This is a genomic window from Paenibacillus sp. FSL H3-0286, assembly GCF_045040705.1.
GTDB classification, from domain to species: Bacteria; Bacillota; Bacilli; order Paenibacillales; family Paenibacillaceae; genus Paenibacillus_AQ; species Paenibacillus_AQ odorifer.
The window spans coordinates 2876343-2889797 of sequence record NZ_CP150285.1; the positions used below are offsets into that span (position 1 = coordinate 2876343).

Consider the following 13455-nt stretch of genomic DNA (forward strand, 5'->3'; position numbering starts at 1 on the left):
TAAAAGGAGATCGATTATATGATTACATTATTTTTGCGAAATATTAAAAAGGGATTTGCTACTAACTCAAGCAGTTACCACTCAACGCTAGTTCTGACTGAAGAAGAGTACAAAAACTGGGTTAGTGGGACGGTTAAGGTGAAAAACGATTGGGGAAATGAGACTTCTTATGAAGATTGGGGCAACGAATTTGAAACAGAAACAACTAGATATACAACTCCAAGTGGGGAAAAGATTGTCATTCTATGTGAATATGGTTACGATGGCTAATTAAATTATGCAGAATAGCTACCACATATAAATAAAAATCCTATGTGCGGTAGCTATAAAACAGTAATGAGATGATGAAATAAGAGTTTCATTTAGAACCAAACAAATTATACAGAAAAGGTGATTGGACATGACAAGAATTGTTGAACCAGTTTACGACACAGAAGGTAAATTAATTCAGGAGCATGACATTCTAAAAGATGAAGAGACTGGAGAAATGGCACTAGTTGTTCAAGCAAAGAATAAGTCGGGTGTAAGAGGTCTTGCTGTTGAAAACAAGATCATTGGCCTCGGGGATTGGCTGGATGTTTATCCAGATGGCGTCTGGACTATCCTAGGTAATGCTGGGGTATCGGCTGTCTGATGTGTAAATCTAAGGTCTGTAATTAAAGATTCATAAGGAGTTGATTAGATTGATTTATGAAAATAATATTACAAAAGAAATTCTGGATACTGTAAGTATCGGTAATTTAATTAGGGTTAACGATTGGAGGAAGCCGATGCGAGTAATGGGTGTGTCGAAAAACTACTTCGTGATGATCCGTAATAATTTTGGTAAGCTGCGGTACTCTGTGTGTGAAAAGAAGCCTTGGGGTGGCATACGGTACAATCAGATGGTTGGAGGTAAGTTTCATTGTGGTGTAGATAATATGATTTTTGGATGGATCGGGTTCGATTACAGATTTGATGATCAAGAGAAGATTGATAACTATCTTCAAGCATTTGAAACGGGAGGAATTGAGTTGTCTGTTAGGGGAACTATTCCGATTTTAAATTTACAAGTTAAGTAGTGATGAGATAAGAAAATCTCAATATGAAAGGAGAGCGGGAAATGCTTACAAACACCGAAATTATTAGTTCATGGATTACTGAGCAGCTTGAAGTAGGAAAAACAGATGATGAACTAGACGGTAAAGTATTCTATGAAGATGATAATGTTTACACAATTAAAAAAACTAGACGCAAGAATATGTTTGACCTGAAGTGTGCATTTGGAGGAGCAGTTAATCTTAACACACTTAAGGGAAAATACGAGCCAATTGAGGAGGAAATGTAATTGAAGGCCGATAATGAATTTCTTATGGTGGTAGCCGATAAGCTAAATGAAATTACTGAACGAACCAATGACATCGAAACCGCACATGAGTTGGATGAATTTGTTCAAGTTATTATTGAGTCGCTGAACTAATGAAAGAATAGTTTTATTAGGAAAAATAAAAAAGAGGAGAATGAATAATGAAAGTAGAGGATAAAGGAATCACAGGTTTCACTGTTAGATCAACAAATGAGAAAGTAATCATTGAAATGCCTATCAGTAATCTCGTAAGAGGCTTTAATGCAAGCCCAAATAATTGGAATGAAGCGAAAATTCGCCGTGGGAAAAGAAAAGAATTTGCAGAGTGGCTTATTGAAAACTTGTTAGATGAGGCAGACTCAGAATCAGGTGACAATTTTATTGTAACTATGCTAGACAGTGTATATGAGAGAGCGTTCGAGGATGCTTTAGATGAGTTTGTGAAATACAAGGATGAGGATGAAGATTAAGCACAATATAAACGATACTTTTATGAAGAAAGGAAGGGAACAATGATTCGATGGGCAATAGAGAATCCCATATTAACATTCATTTTGCTGGCTATGGTTATTATTACTATAGATAATATATTGTGTAATTTCGCTAAAGCTAAAGTATCAAAAAATACAAATAATATAGAAAAGGGAGAATAATACATATGATCAAAATGGCAGTTGTAAAGCATAACAACAACACTATGGAGTACGTCTTTAAAACAGATTTAGATTTAAACAAAGATGATTTAGTAGTATGTGATACACAAAGAGGTTATGAAACTGCGAGAGTATTAAGAACATATGAAGTAGAAAGTAGCGATGCTAAAAAGTGGATCGTTAGCAAAGTTGATCTAAGTAACCATGTATCTAAAGTTAACAAAGAGAATGAAATAAATTCTTTAAAAGTTAAAATTGACATTAAAAGAGATAAGTGTAGCAAGGAAGTAATTAATTCATTAATTGGTCAAGTGGACTCTGAGATGGCATCACTGTTAAACGAACTAAAGCAGTTGGAGGAAGGTAAGGATAAATTATTAAATGAATTTTACTTTAAAAATTCATTTGGCGTAGAATTTAAAGCAACTCTACGTGAAGATGAATCATGTTATTTAATAGTAAACACTTCTTTACCAACCATTACCGCAAGTATTATGCGAACTAAGGCTGTACAAGAATGCATAACCGAAGGAACTTGGAAAGTTATCTAATAGATAAAACTTATCTTTCATCAAATCAAGGAGGTGAAAAAATGCAAGAACCGAGATATAAAAGAAAGTCTCCTCAATACGTTAGCGCAATTCAGTTTCTAGAAGGTATGGAAGACGGATATTCTTGTTATGAAATTTTTACAAACAAGTGGATTGGATGGTTCGATAAAGATGGTCTAATTCCAAAGACTAACAGGACTCCATACATTTATAACTCACATGGAGATGTTGAAGAACATAGATATGGAGACTATATCGTAACTTACGAAGATAAGTCAAAGAAATGGATTTGTAAAGAGTTGTTTGAGCGTGATTATGAATTAATAGAAGACTAAACCTGTAAATGGAGAGTGATAGATATGTACAGAAAAGTAAATATCAGAATCATCAACAAAGCGACAGGAAGAGAAAGCAAATCTTTAACTTATAAATTTCTCAAGGCTATCGATAACTATGATAATATTGCAATGCCTGAAAATTTCAAAATAGTTGTGAGATAAATACATTTAGAAGGAGTGACCATACATAGCTTGGAAACAGAAAATACCCAAGATTCCATTTGAAGATTACGATAATACATATTCAAGGTTAGCAAAAATTAACGGGATCGATAATATTGATGTATTTTTGAATCCATTATCAAATGTTGTTCATAGTCCGTATTTACTAAAAAATATAGATGCATTAGCTAATCGTATAATCGCGGCAATCCACAACGATGAAACGATAGTGATTTCAGGAGACCCTGATTTTGATGGGGTTTCCTCACTAGTGCTAAAGTATAAATATCTGCTCAACTTTACGGACAGGATTCATTATGTCTGCAATGAAAGATCTACTGGACACTCTATAGGCAATCTTATAGGTGAAATTCCTATCGATACAAAACTATTTATTGCCGTAGATAGTTCATCCAATGATGTTGAGACGATGAAGTTGTTGTCTTCTAGAGGGGTTGACTGTCTAATTATTGACCATCACACAGTTACAGTAGATAACCCCTATGCGATTTTGGTCAATCCGCAGCAAGATGGATGTTTATACCCTAATAAGAATGCCTGTGGTGGACTGTTGGTATTCAAGGTATGCCAAGTATTAGATGATTACATGAATACATACTACGCCAATAAACTTGATGACTTACCGGGTTTCTCATTAATGGCTGATATGATGTCAATGATGGAACTAGAAAATAGATATTATGCCAAACTATCTCTCAAAAGTTTAAGACACGCTGGACTTAGAAAGTTATTTGAGGCTATGAATTTTGATCTCAACAATTTATCTGCAACTGATTTTCTTTATGGTGTAAGCCCTGCTGTAACGGCTGCTACTAGAGCCGATAACATTACACTGGCAATAGACTTCTTAATGTGTAATGAAGACTCCCCTGAGATTAAGGGATTGGCTAAAGAACTAGTTAAAGCAAATGAAAGGCGTAAAGAAATTCAAGCTGAAGCACTTAAGGCTTTAAAGCCATTTGTTGATGAGAGAGATATGACCGTCATTGTATTTGATCCAACATTGGGACGCGGGATGAATGGATTGGTAGCACAAGAGTTATCAAAGCACTTTAACAGACCAGCAATTGTTCTTGGTAACGGAGACGATGAAAATACATATGCAGGTAGTTTTCGAGGATTAGAGGATTTTTCAATGCTTGATTTACTCGACGAATGTAATAGTGTTCTTTACACAGGAGGTCATCCGGGAGCTGGTGGTTTGCAGATTAAGAAAACAGATATAGAGCTTCTGAGACAAGAACTTAACGAGAAACTCCATGACTTCAAACCAGACGACTCCATGTATTATGATCTAGAATTCAACTTGAGCGACATTAACGAAAACCTGATCAATTATCTATCTGAGTTTTATCGCATAACAGGCAATAAGTTTAAACAGGGAAGATTCCTCATTAAAGGATTATTCGTATCAGATAAGAAGTTGATGGGTAAATCAGCGAATACCGTTAAGATTGACTGCGATAAACTACAGCTCATGAAGTTTAAAACAGACGAAGATTTCTTTAATCGTGTTCCAGTCTTCTCAGAAATCGAAGCAATTGGTTCACTCAACATCAACGTGTGGAAGCAATATAAGCCCAAATTTAAAGTCACAAAGACATTTCAACTATTCATAGATGATTATCGAGAAATAAATATCTAAGAATTTTAATAATAAATATATACAAATAACAAAAACTATAATATACTAAGGGAGCAATAATACATATGACAAACTTTTTCGGACTTGCAACAGCACAAAATGGAACAAGCGTGGTAATCAGCAATTTACCATCTGATCGACTAGGAGCGGTAAATGAAGCAAAAAGATATGCAGCCAAGAATGGTCTTACATTTCAAACTGTGTATCCAGTGAAATCAAATGAAAAGAAAGGGGCTACACTCACAAAGTATAAAAAACAACGGGATCGTGCAGCTAATAAACGGTAACTCATATGCGTATTAAAATCAGTGAACACGCTAGAACTAGATTGAAGGAGTGCGGAGTTGGAACAGGATATCTTATCAAAGAGATATCCTCCATTCCAAACATTCAAGGAAAACTTAGATGGATGACTAAACTTGGAGTAATTGTTGTAGAAAGAGTTAATGAAAACCTTATACTAGTTAAGACGTTTATTGCTAGGTATAAGTATAAAGGCAAAGGGCAAAATTACCGTAAAGGTTGTACGACATTTTGATACATAGGGTGAAAACATGAAATACAGCGAAGAAATAGATGAGGTAACTTATACTTATACTAGCCTAGAAGTTGGATCTGACCGAGAAATAGAATACATAAAAGTGTTAAGTGGAAAAGTTATTGAGAAGAGACCTAGTTTCTCATCAAATGATGAAATTTCGGAGACCATAAAAGAATTCGATTAGAAGAAATATTGTCTTATAAGGGTTATTTAAGAAAAAAAATACAACGAAAGAACTGTTTCATAAAGAAAGGAGAGAAAATATGATTGTTAGCGAACCAGTAAAAGTAGAGGTTGAGATTGAAGATTTAACAACGGGCTGTACTTACAGATATAAAGGCAATTCTATAAAGGATTGTGTGGGATATTTTCTTTCGTTATTTGTAGGGAAAAGACCTTATAAAATAATACGCTCTAATATTTGCAATAAGTAACGAAGAAGAAGATCGTTGGTACTGAATTAAATGAAATACAAGCTTTATCAAAAATAAAATAAAAGGAGTTTTAATGATGAAGTTAATAGTGTATGTAAATGATGAATTTGAAGATGAGAAGGCATTGTTCAATCTTGACACGAAAGAAGTTTTGGTGAAAGGAGATCAATACCACGATAGTATTTCTGGAAAGATTGCAGGTTATATCGAAGCCTTAGATGATTTTGATGTTTATAACGAAGAGATCGAAAGAGAATGGATTGATAGTGACCATGAGCACTATAAATTAATTGGATTTTTATTCTGAGAAAGAATAATGAAATAGTGGTTTTATGTGGTCACAAATACACATAAAAAGAGGAGAAAGAACAATGCCAAACAATGGACAGTGGACATACAGCTCTTCAGAAGAATACTTTAATCACGGAGAATACTTCGGCACAAAAGAAGAGGCTATTGAAGCAGGTAAGGGTGATTTTGAAGAACGGAAATTTTATATTGGTCAAGTTGAAAAGGTAGGATTGGGAGTATGTGTTGATTTAGATAGTATTTTTGAGCATATTAATCAGAATATGTGTGATGAAGTAGGTGAGTGTGCTGAAGATTATTTGATGGATGTAAAACAAGAACACTGTAATGAACTCGAAGAAGAAATATCCGAAGTGATCATTAAGTGGATTGAAAAGTACAATTATCAACCAACATTCTTCAAAGTAATCAATATTGAATCAGTAGAATGTAGTGAGTAATTTAAATCAAATAATGCTTTTATACGATCAAAAAATAAAATGGGAACTCTAATGAAAAAAATGAGATGGTTGCTTTTAGTGATTATGCTACCATTGCTTTCTGGTTGTAATGGAATTGCTAAAAATTTTGGAGGGACGACGACAATTGATTTGCCCCAAAATAAGAAACTTGTGAATATTACATGGAAGGATAGTGACTTGTGGTATTTAACACGAGACATTAAGCCAGAAGAAAAGCCAGAAACTTATACCTTCAAAGAGGAAAGTAATTATGGAGTGAAATCAGGGACTGTCATTATTAATGAACATTAGTTATCAGAAAGGTGAGTGACAAATGTTAAATAGAAGTCTGTTGGATATCAATAACCGTCTTACCGATCTACGAAAGCAACGAGCTAAGATTAATGATGAAATTATTAGCCTCGAAGCTGAAAAAAATTTGAAGTTGGCTGATGAGTATAGAGGTGCTTATACATATAAAGGTGATTTACTTGATAAGCCAGTGGTAAGGTATTAGTACTGATAAAAGATATATTTGATTGGGAAGGGTGATCGAGATGAATGAATATGATGAGTTGATTGAAAAGTTAGGTTCCAAGGTCGAGACAAGAGATAGACTGCAACTACAAATTAATCTGTTGCTTGCTAATGTTGCAGAACTAACCGATGAAATTGAACAATTGAATGAAAAGATTGAAGAGTTCGAAGAAGCAAACGAAGGTAATTATTGATGGTTATAATTGAACAGATGAAAGAAATACTAAATCTGCTTGAAAAGGCAAGGTTTGATTTGAGCGAATGGATTACTGTAGATTATCTTGAAAATGAGTATCCAGAATATATCAAAGAAACAAAGAAACTGATTTCAGATATAGAGTCGATTCAACATGAGGTTGGTGCTTAGATGAACAGATATCAGGCCAATTGAGAAATATGAAACTAGAATAAATGAATTAGAAAAGAAGAGAGAACTGGTACTATCTACTCTTCAAGACAGCGATGTAAGTAAACACTCCAATTAAGTAATGAAAAATATAGCAGATTAAATATTGAAATCCAAATATACATAGATTTTATCGAGACAATAAATAGTTTAGAGTTTACATGAAAGAGAGATTTCATAAGGAAGGAAGATATGTGAATGGAAAAGTCACTAGAAGAGCAAAACAAAAGAATTTGGAGCAATAGAATCTATGATGAGATCTTGTCGTATCCCAAGAACCTTTATGAATCATTAGATTATGATGTCATAGATGCTGGTATCGTTGGCAAGAAGTTAGAAATAGATATCAAACTATCGGTGCAACTAAATAATGATTCTCAGGAACAAGAACTTGAGGATATTCTGACTAAGATAAGTAAGACACTAAACATTTTAACTAAGTGAAAGGCGTATTTCAAAAAAAAAGAGACCAGAGTATGTCCTCAAAACATGAATCAAATTTTTCCTGAAAGCTCCATCTGAACAAGAGTTTCAATGTCATCGTGTACGTTCTTCAATTCTTTTGAATTTTTTTCCCAATCTGCATATATCGTCATTGCATTATCAGTACTTCTTATCATTTGGATATGATTGTTATAGACTTTGTTGAAAAGCCCTATGAAGGCTATCATATGCTCTTTGAATTTCGGTGAGATGTATACTTGGTTCAATTCAAAAATAGTTTTTAACTCATTTTCTTTTGTGTGACATTCGCTAGGAATTTCATAATTCGCTGTTTTCAAGAACTGAAAGCAGGTATTCATTTCATTTCTAACATTCTCTGTGGCGGCAATATATTTAGGAGTATAGGTGTCAATTATATGTCTATTTCTTTCAATTTGAATATCTAGCCGTTTTATGTACTCTACTTGATCTGTTTCTAATTTAGATTTGAAGGCTTCAAATTCTTTTTCTATCTCTTTTGCCCTCCTATCTAAATGTTCTTTAAAGTATGCTTCACCAAAAAATTTGACTGCGCCAAAGCAAGAAGCGGCTATTACTGGCACAGAAATAACCATAGTTCCCCAATCAATCGTAAGACCCATAGACACCAACCTTTATTATGTAATTACATAAGATATCGGTGTGTTTAAGAAGAAAGTTAATAGTCTATTAGCAAAGGAGAGAGAGTGTTTGATTGATGAGGATAAACGCATATATAAGTACGATGATTTATTAGATAGCGGATATGAATTAATTCATCTCACAAAAAAGCAGCACAACTCAATCATTAAAAGAAGAAAGAAAAACTGGAAGAATCGATACGAATACTATCTGAATGAAGACAGAGTTATCATGCAAGAGTTCAGTAGCAGATTGCTTATCACTCTAAACATTATACTGTATCCAATATTGGTTTTAATGGCTGGTTTTAGTAATTTTAAAGACCTAAATCGAGACTTGAAAAGGTTATTCAATGAGAAGAAGTACGGATCATTTGTAGAGGATTGGATTACTAAAAATACAGAGCAATATAAAGAGATTATTAGATTAATAGGAGAGTGATTGATTGAAGACTAATATTTTTGTTCCACAAAAAATTAAAGTAGGATTCCAGAATAGAGAAAATACATATACTAAAAAACTTGCTTTTGTTATTTACTACGATGCAAAAGGTAAGTTGCGCCAAGAAACATCATGGGAAGGATGGAGAGATGAGAAGATCGATCCTGTAGAATATGAAAATGAACCAGTTTCGGGATTTGTCCTAAACAAAAAAGTTGGTGACTATAAGGATGGCTGGAATCATCGTCAGGCATACACTCGTGTGTACGACCCTAGAGGATTTGAGTTTGAGATTACCATTGAAAATCTACTCTACATTCTTGAAAACACAAACTCTATCAAGGGAAAAGGTCTAGAAGGTGAATTCGTTTACTCATGGGATGGTAAAAATTTGATTCTTTTACCTGTAGATTCACCGGATTATCAAGAGATAAGCCAATTTAATAAGGTTCTACATGAAAAGACATATATTAAATCTAAGGAACTAATTATTGGTGCTACCTATAGAACTAAAGATAATCAAGAACTCGTATATATGGGGAGATTTGATTATTGGGATACCAAATGGAACTCGGGAAATGATTATAAGGATAGCTATTATGAGAATGTTAATAAGGGTAAACAATACATATTTGCAAAAGAAATAATTAACTATCGAAAAAAACAAGACATTCACATCCTTAATCTTAAATCATTAGGAGATAGGATTATTGAGATGATTTCAATCGATTGCTGCGAACGCTATGCAGAGATGTTTGATTTGTTGGAAAGTAGAAGTTGTTATTCTCCATATGATGAATCAAAAGATGAGTATGTATATTATGACCTAAGTAGGTTCATTGAAAAAGTCAAAAAGAAAATAGGGGAATATGCTTGGCATTACAGCACAACCGTCTATATTGGAAATGAGAAGAGCAGCTACGCTGAAGTAAAAGGCGTAAGAGATAGTGAGAGCTATCAAATCGTTGTCAAAAGAAAAGTCCCGAGTAGATGGGGAAGCGGATATACAACTGAGGACGTACCTTTATTAACTGGAACCTTAGAAGAAATACATGAGGTTTATAAACCAAGATATAGAAATGAATATCTTACCAATGGAAAACTTTATAGAATGGGAGATGAAGAATAATGGCAAATCCGAATGACCAGAAAATTCTTGAATTGAAGAAGCAAATTGAACTAAAGAAGGAAAAATTGAGTAAATCTCAGAAATTCACACCAATCACAAATTGTTCAATTGAAATTGATGGAGTACGGCACAACATTCAAGTACTTCAGAAGGAACAGATTTTAACTCTACTTATTAAAATTAACACATATGTGTTATCGTCCAAAGATTTGGGATTGTTAGATTCATTTAATATTAACGGATATCATGTTCTGGATTGGATTGCAGATCTGAAATTGAAGTATGAAATTCTGAATAGAAAAGAAGAAGAACAGAAGCTTAAAGCAATGGAAACGAAGCTTGATAAATTACTTTCTGACGATAAAAAGGTTGAGCTTGAATTGGATGAGATTGCAGCGTTGCTGAATTAGAAGTCCTTGATTTATTAGGGTTTTTTAGACCTAAAAAGCACATGAAAGTCAAATTTCATCAGGAAGGAGAGGATACGGCTAAATGAAGGTGATTAATTGGATTTGTGCAATTTTTTACATAGGTTTGTTCTTTGGATTATTCTTTGGCTATCAACCAAGTCTAATTACTGTAGGATTGACTTTACTGCTTTCAGCATTGTTGTTTATTGATAAAGCTACTGACTGATGAAATGCACATTTTAAAGAAAGGAGTTAATTATTTTGCTCCAAGAATCAGGAGATTGGAAATTTGATTCTGAGATTGTACCTATTTTTGACGAACATGTAAGGTTATCAGTTCCGCTATATAGCGAAATACATAATATGATAACAGAGATGTCTTACTGGTTTGTGGAGGATTTTACAAATATCTATGACATAGGAACATCCATAGGAGAAACAGTACATAATATAAATAATAAGCATAAAAATAAAAACATAAATTACATTGGAATTGACTCTTCGGAAAGCATGGTTATCAAAGCTAGAGAACGATTTAAGGATGAGGGCTGCATTACTGTATTAAATCAAGATGCTACTGATAAAAGCTTTGTAATGAATAATGCTTGTTACATAACCGCTGTTTTATCAATAATGTTTGTTCCTCAAAGACAACGACAAGATTTAATTAATAAGATTTATAAGGGTCTAAATTATGGCGGAGCTTTTGTTATGATTGAAAAAATTGTTGGAAGCAACGCCAGATTCGATGAGATGTGGGTTGAATTATATCATGATTTAAAACTGAAGAATGGTTTAAAACATCAAGAAGTAATTGCAAAATCACAATCAATTAGGGGGATATTAAAGCCCAATACTGTTGATGAAAATATCTCAATGTTGAAAAAGGCAGGGTTCTCAAATATTGATACTTTCTTTAAATGGAATAACTTCGCTGGATTTATTGCTATAAAATTATAGGAGTGATTGATTGAGGCAGCAAGCAAGTAATGGTTTAAAAATGATTGATCTTTTTTGTGGAGCGGGTGTAGGAGCTGTAGGTTTTAAGTTGGCTGGGTATGACATCGTAGATGCTTTAGATAATAAGAAATATGCTGTTGATACATACAATAAAAATATTGGAAAACATGCCAGAGTAGTAGACATTAGAAAGATTAACGGATGTGATCTGCCGAAAACCGATGTGATTGTGGGAGGGTTTCCTTGTAAACCATTCAGTGAGGGAGGAGCCCAGCGAGGTGTAAAAGATAAGGTAAATGGAGACCTAGGTAAGCATTTCCTACGTTTAATAAAAGAATCCAAACCAAAGGCATTTATTGTAGAAAATGTTAAGGGGTTAACTTTTAAGAAGCATGAAGAGTTTCTAAATCATCTTTTAAGGTCGTTTGAAGAGTTGGAATATGATGTAAGCTGGAAATTAATCAACTGCTATGAATATGGCGTTCCACAAGAAAGAGAAAGAGTTTTTATAGTTGGTATGCATAAATCATTAAATAAGACTTTTCGTTTCCCAGATCCTATTCCAGAAGATGAACGAAAGCACTTGATAGACGCTATAGGTGATTTACCTTTTCCTAAAGAAAATCACAACATGAGCAATCATAAAGAGTATTATGATGGAGGGTTTTCGCCACGGTACACATCTAGAAATAGGCAAAGACAATGGAATGAGCCTTCATTTACTATCGTATCTACAGCTAGGCAGCTTCCATTGCATCCAAGTCCAGCAAATTACGACATAAGAAAAATGGAAGAATATGAATGTAAGGCTCCGAGGAGATTTACGGTAAGAGAGTGTTTGAGAATTCAGACAGTCCCAGACTGTTTTAGTTTCGATGATGATATTGAATTAGATAAGCAATATGAAAGATGTAGTGGAATTCCGTCATTATTTGCATACATACTAGGTAAAAGCCTAGCATTGCAAATTTGTAGTTAATAAAAAGGGCTAGACAATATTGATACTGTCTGACGGAATGCACATTTGATTATGAAGGAGATGAGCAATATAGATAACAAATCTTTTCAACTTAAAATGAAGATTGGTGGATTAAAAGAAGTAATTGCCACTGAAGCTAAACTTTTAGCTATTGATAAAAGTGATCCAGAGACGATTAAGAATCTTGGAAAGCAATTGGACGAATCACAGGATGAATTAATTAGACACTTAAAGACTTTGTAAAATGTACCTTTTATCAAGAAAGAAAGGAGAACACATGATCAATATTCAAAAAGGTAATGCTATCTCATTTGACTATTTAAACTGGAAGAATGAGCGCAATAAACGAAGAGCAGTTGTTATGAATGTTTCATATGGTAGCACTGAATATCACACAGAATCATGTTGGCTAATGGAAGCCTATGATCTAGCAAAGAAAGATACTCGTGTATTCGCCATGAAAGATATGAGTAACGTACAGAAGATTGTTGATTAGGAGAAGATCATAACACTTGAAAACATACATAAGTTTAGGTGACGCATTATTTGATTGTTTCAGGAACGATATTGGAACTAAAAATGAAGCAGAGCTGCACGAGGACATATATGTAAAAAGGAAACTGAAGGAGTTTATTGGAGCAAAGGAATTTAAAAAGATGGACTCCCTCGATGAAAAGTCATGGAAGGAAGCATGGAGAGAGTTCGATTCGAGAGTTTGGTATGACAAGCATTAATTTTATGAATAAAAATATATTTATTAACACAAGGAGGTGAATTATTGAATATGTATACAATGGATGGACTAATCGCAATGTTTAGCGAAGCTGAAGCTTATAAGGCGAAATATGTTGCGATTAAAGTTTCTATGGACGGTTCCCCCGAAGATGAGATAATTATTAATCCAGCAAAAAATATCTCCAGTAAGATTGAATATTATAAGAATACCTATGACGAGAAATTGAATCATAAGTTTTCCAAAGGCATAAAAATCATTGATTTTTCATATGGGAAATCATTTAAAGTAATTGAAGAAGACTTAATTTACTAAAA

29 protein-coding genes are annotated in these 13455 nt (G+C 33.7%); 28 read left to right on the top strand and 1 reads right to left on the bottom strand.

What is annotated here, in order from left to right:
- Window positions 1–18 precede the first annotated feature (18 nt).
- The 19 genes from MHB37_RS12690 (at window position 19) to MHB37_RS12780 (ending at window position 7826) form a co-directional block, all read left to right on the top strand.
- Window positions 19–270, top strand: coding sequence for a hypothetical protein (locus MHB37_RS12690; protein WP_076127691.1), 252 nt, complete (start codon window positions 19–21; stop codon window positions 268–270).
- 130 nt (window positions 271–400) lie between these two features.
- Window positions 401–634, top strand: coding sequence for a hypothetical protein (locus MHB37_RS12695; protein ID WP_405169419.1), 234 nt, complete (start codon window positions 401–403; stop codon window positions 632–634).
- A gap of 136 nt (window positions 635–770) precedes the next feature.
- Window positions 771–1061 carry a hypothetical protein gene (locus MHB37_RS12700; protein WP_405169420.1) on the top strand — a complete coding sequence of 97 codons (291 nt, stop codon included), beginning with the start codon at window positions 771–773 and terminating at the stop codon, window positions 1059–1061.
- 41 nt (window positions 1062–1102) lie between these two features.
- The gene (locus MHB37_RS12705) at window positions 1103–1327 is read left to right on the top strand and encodes a hypothetical protein (RefSeq protein WP_405169421.1); all 225 of its coding nucleotides are present in this window, start codon (window positions 1103–1105) and stop codon (window positions 1325–1327) included.
- Window positions 1328–1459, top strand: coding sequence for a hypothetical protein (locus tag MHB37_RS12710; RefSeq protein ID WP_405169422.1), 132 nt, complete (start codon window positions 1328–1330; stop codon window positions 1457–1459).
- A gap of 47 nt (window positions 1460–1506) precedes the next feature.
- Window positions 1507–1815: a hypothetical protein gene (locus MHB37_RS12715; RefSeq protein ID WP_405169423.1), complete on the top strand. Its 309-nt coding sequence runs from the start codon at window positions 1507–1509 to the stop codon at window positions 1813–1815.
- A gap of 188 nt (window positions 1816–2003) precedes the next feature.
- Window positions 2004–2549 carry a hypothetical protein gene (locus MHB37_RS12720; protein WP_405169424.1) on the top strand — a complete coding sequence of 182 codons (546 nt, stop codon included), beginning with the start codon at window positions 2004–2006 and terminating at the stop codon, window positions 2547–2549.
- 41 nt (window positions 2550–2590) lie between these two features.
- The gene (locus MHB37_RS12725) at window positions 2591–2884 is read left to right on the top strand and encodes a hypothetical protein (RefSeq protein ID WP_405169425.1); all 294 of its coding nucleotides are present in this window, start codon (window positions 2591–2593) and stop codon (window positions 2882–2884) included.
- Between the two features lie 24 nt (window positions 2885–2908).
- A complete protein-coding gene (locus tag MHB37_RS12730; protein WP_405169426.1) occupies window positions 2909–3049 on the top strand; it encodes a hypothetical protein in 141 nt (46 codons plus the stop codon).
- Between the two features lie 127 nt (window positions 3050–3176).
- The gene (locus tag MHB37_RS12735) at window positions 3177–4715 is read left to right on the top strand and encodes a DHH family phosphoesterase (RefSeq protein ID WP_405169427.1); all 1539 of its coding nucleotides are present in this window, start codon (window positions 3177–3179) and stop codon (window positions 4713–4715) included.
- 65 nt (window positions 4716–4780) lie between these two features.
- Window positions 4781–5002, top strand: coding sequence for a hypothetical protein (locus MHB37_RS12740; protein WP_405169428.1), 222 nt, complete (start codon window positions 4781–4783; stop codon window positions 5000–5002).
- 517 nt (window positions 5003–5519) lie between these two features.
- On the top strand, window positions 5520–5690 hold the full coding sequence (locus MHB37_RS12745) for a hypothetical protein (protein ID WP_405169429.1): 171 nt from the start codon (window positions 5520–5522) through the stop codon (window positions 5688–5690).
- A 73-nt stretch (window positions 5691–5763) separates the two neighbouring features.
- Window positions 5764–5997 (top strand): hypothetical protein, encoded by a 234-nt coding sequence (locus MHB37_RS12750; protein WP_405169430.1) that lies wholly within the window; start codon window positions 5764–5766, stop codon window positions 5995–5997.
- Between the two features lie 64 nt (window positions 5998–6061).
- Entirely contained in the window at window positions 6062–6439 is a 378-nt protein-coding gene (locus tag MHB37_RS12755; protein ID WP_405169431.1) for a hypothetical protein, read from the top strand.
- Window positions 6440–6490: 51 nt separating this feature from the next.
- Complete coding sequence (locus MHB37_RS12760) at window positions 6491–6751, top strand: hypothetical protein (RefSeq protein ID WP_405169432.1); 261 nt, start codon at window positions 6491–6493, stop codon at window positions 6749–6751.
- Window positions 6752–6773: 22 nt separating this feature from the next.
- Window positions 6774–6956, top strand: coding sequence for a hypothetical protein (locus tag MHB37_RS12765; RefSeq protein ID WP_076127721.1), 183 nt, complete (start codon window positions 6774–6776; stop codon window positions 6954–6956).
- Window positions 6957–6978: 22 nt separating this feature from the next.
- A complete protein-coding gene (locus tag MHB37_RS12770) occupies window positions 6979–7170 on the top strand; it encodes a hypothetical protein (protein ID WP_405169433.1) in 192 nt (63 codons plus the stop codon).
- The gene (locus MHB37_RS12775; protein WP_405169434.1) at window positions 7170–7343 is read left to right on the top strand and encodes a hypothetical protein; all 174 of its coding nucleotides are present in this window, start codon (window positions 7170–7172) and stop codon (window positions 7341–7343) included. The genes MHB37_RS12770 and MHB37_RS12775 overlap by 1 nt, the downstream gene beginning before the upstream one ends.
- Window positions 7344–7580: 237 nt before the next feature.
- Window positions 7581–7826, top strand: coding sequence for a hypothetical protein (locus MHB37_RS12780; protein ID WP_405169435.1), 246 nt, complete (start codon window positions 7581–7583; stop codon window positions 7824–7826).
- A gap of 50 nt (window positions 7827–7876) precedes the next feature.
- Here the strand turns inward: MHB37_RS12780 and MHB37_RS12785 are convergent, their stop codons facing one another.
- A complete protein-coding gene (locus MHB37_RS12785) occupies window positions 7877–8467 on the bottom strand; it encodes a hypothetical protein (protein WP_405169436.1) in 591 nt (196 codons plus the stop codon).
- An 88-nt stretch (window positions 8468–8555) separates the two neighbouring features.
- Here MHB37_RS12785 and MHB37_RS12790 point away from each other — a divergent pair, with 88 nt between their 5' ends.
- The 9 genes from MHB37_RS12790 (at window position 8556) to MHB37_RS12830 (ending at window position 13453) form a co-directional block, all read left to right on the top strand.
- Window positions 8556–8927, top strand: a complete 372-nt coding sequence (locus tag MHB37_RS12790) for a hypothetical protein (protein ID WP_076127730.1) — start codon at window positions 8556–8558, stop codon at window positions 8925–8927.
- Between the two features lie 4 nt (window positions 8928–8931).
- Window positions 8932–10056 (top strand): hypothetical protein, encoded by a 1125-nt coding sequence (locus MHB37_RS12795; RefSeq protein WP_405169437.1) that lies wholly within the window; start codon window positions 8932–8934, stop codon window positions 10054–10056.
- Complete coding sequence (locus MHB37_RS12800; RefSeq protein WP_405169438.1) at window positions 10056–10466, top strand: hypothetical protein; 411 nt, start codon at window positions 10056–10058, stop codon at window positions 10464–10466. Before MHB37_RS12795 ends, MHB37_RS12800 begins: the two co-directional genes overlap by 1 nt.
- Before the next feature lie 261 nt (window positions 10467–10727).
- On the top strand, window positions 10728–11426 hold the full coding sequence (locus MHB37_RS12805) for a methyltransferase domain-containing protein (protein ID WP_405169439.1): 699 nt from the start codon (window positions 10728–10730) through the stop codon (window positions 11424–11426).
- A 10-nt stretch (window positions 11427–11436) separates the two neighbouring features.
- Complete coding sequence (locus MHB37_RS12810) at window positions 11437–12405, top strand: DNA cytosine methyltransferase (protein WP_405169440.1); 969 nt, start codon at window positions 11437–11439, stop codon at window positions 12403–12405.
- Window positions 12406–12456: 51 nt separating this feature from the next.
- Window positions 12457–12648: a hypothetical protein gene (locus MHB37_RS12815; protein WP_405169441.1), complete on the top strand. Its 192-nt coding sequence runs from the start codon at window positions 12457–12459 to the stop codon at window positions 12646–12648.
- 34 nt (window positions 12649–12682) lie between these two features.
- The gene (locus MHB37_RS12820) at window positions 12683–12901 is read left to right on the top strand and encodes a hypothetical protein (protein ID WP_405169442.1); all 219 of its coding nucleotides are present in this window, start codon (window positions 12683–12685) and stop codon (window positions 12899–12901) included.
- A gap of 16 nt (window positions 12902–12917) precedes the next feature.
- Window positions 12918–13139: a hypothetical protein gene (locus MHB37_RS12825; RefSeq protein ID WP_405169443.1), complete on the top strand. Its 222-nt coding sequence runs from the start codon at window positions 12918–12920 to the stop codon at window positions 13137–13139.
- A gap of 50 nt (window positions 13140–13189) precedes the next feature.
- Window positions 13190–13453, top strand: coding sequence for a hypothetical protein (locus MHB37_RS12830; RefSeq protein WP_405169599.1), 264 nt, complete (start codon window positions 13190–13192; stop codon window positions 13451–13453).
- Window positions 13454–13455: the final 2 nt, after the last annotated feature.

What these genes read in the sequence shown, in the direction of transcription:
- MHB37_RS12690 (WP_076127691.1), top strand. Translation starts at nt 19, where the DNA reads ATGATTACATTATTTTTGCGAAATATTAAAAAGGGATTTGCTACTAAC.
- MHB37_RS12695 (WP_405169419.1), top strand. Translation starts at nt 401, where the DNA reads ATGACAAGAATTGTTGAACCAGTTTACGACACAGAAGGTAAATTAATT.
- MHB37_RS12700 (WP_405169420.1), top strand. Translation starts at nt 771, where the DNA reads ATGCGAGTAATGGGTGTGTCGAAAAACTACTTCGTGATGATCCGTAAT.
- MHB37_RS12705 (WP_405169421.1), top strand. Translation starts at nt 1,103, where the DNA reads ATGCTTACAAACACCGAAATTATTAGTTCATGGATTACTGAGCAGCTT.
- MHB37_RS12715 (WP_405169423.1), top strand. Translation starts at nt 1,507, where the DNA reads ATGAAAGTAGAGGATAAAGGAATCACAGGTTTCACTGTTAGATCAACA.
- MHB37_RS12720 (WP_405169424.1), top strand. Translation starts at nt 2,004, where the DNA reads ATGATCAAAATGGCAGTTGTAAAGCATAACAACAACACTATGGAGTAC.
- MHB37_RS12725 (WP_405169425.1), top strand. Translation starts at nt 2,591, where the DNA reads ATGCAAGAACCGAGATATAAAAGAAAGTCTCCTCAATACGTTAGCGCA.
- MHB37_RS12730 (WP_405169426.1), top strand. Translation starts at nt 2,909, where the DNA reads ATGTACAGAAAAGTAAATATCAGAATCATCAACAAAGCGACAGGAAGA.
- MHB37_RS12740 (WP_405169428.1), top strand. Translation starts at nt 4,781, where the DNA reads ATGACAAACTTTTTCGGACTTGCAACAGCACAAAATGGAACAAGCGTG.
- MHB37_RS12745 (WP_405169429.1), top strand. Translation starts at nt 5,520, where the DNA reads ATGATTGTTAGCGAACCAGTAAAAGTAGAGGTTGAGATTGAAGATTTA.
- MHB37_RS12750 (WP_405169430.1), top strand. Translation starts at nt 5,764, where the DNA reads ATGATGAAGTTAATAGTGTATGTAAATGATGAATTTGAAGATGAGAAG.
- MHB37_RS12755 (WP_405169431.1), top strand. Translation starts at nt 6,062, where the DNA reads ATGCCAAACAATGGACAGTGGACATACAGCTCTTCAGAAGAATACTTT.
- MHB37_RS12760 (WP_405169432.1), top strand. Translation starts at nt 6,491, where the DNA reads ATGAAAAAAATGAGATGGTTGCTTTTAGTGATTATGCTACCATTGCTT.
- MHB37_RS12765 (WP_076127721.1), top strand. Translation starts at nt 6,774, where the DNA reads ATGTTAAATAGAAGTCTGTTGGATATCAATAACCGTCTTACCGATCTA.
- MHB37_RS12775 (WP_405169434.1), top strand. Translation starts at nt 7,170, where the DNA reads ATGGTTATAATTGAACAGATGAAAGAAATACTAAATCTGCTTGAAAAG.
- MHB37_RS12780 (WP_405169435.1), top strand. Translation starts at nt 7,581, where the DNA reads ATGGAAAAGTCACTAGAAGAGCAAAACAAAAGAATTTGGAGCAATAGA.
- MHB37_RS12785 (WP_405169436.1), bottom strand. Translation starts at nt 8,467, where the DNA reads ATGGGTCTTACGATTGATTGGGGAACTATGGTTATTTCTGTGCCAGTA.
- MHB37_RS12800 (WP_405169438.1), top strand. Translation starts at nt 10,056, where the DNA reads ATGGCAAATCCGAATGACCAGAAAATTCTTGAATTGAAGAAGCAAATT.
- MHB37_RS12815 (WP_405169441.1), top strand. Translation starts at nt 12,457, where the DNA reads ATGAAGGAGATGAGCAATATAGATAACAAATCTTTTCAACTTAAAATG.
- MHB37_RS12820 (WP_405169442.1), top strand. Translation starts at nt 12,683, where the DNA reads ATGATCAATATTCAAAAAGGTAATGCTATCTCATTTGACTATTTAAAC.
- MHB37_RS12830 (WP_405169599.1), top strand. Translation starts at nt 13,190, where the DNA reads ATGTATACAATGGATGGACTAATCGCAATGTTTAGCGAAGCTGAAGCT.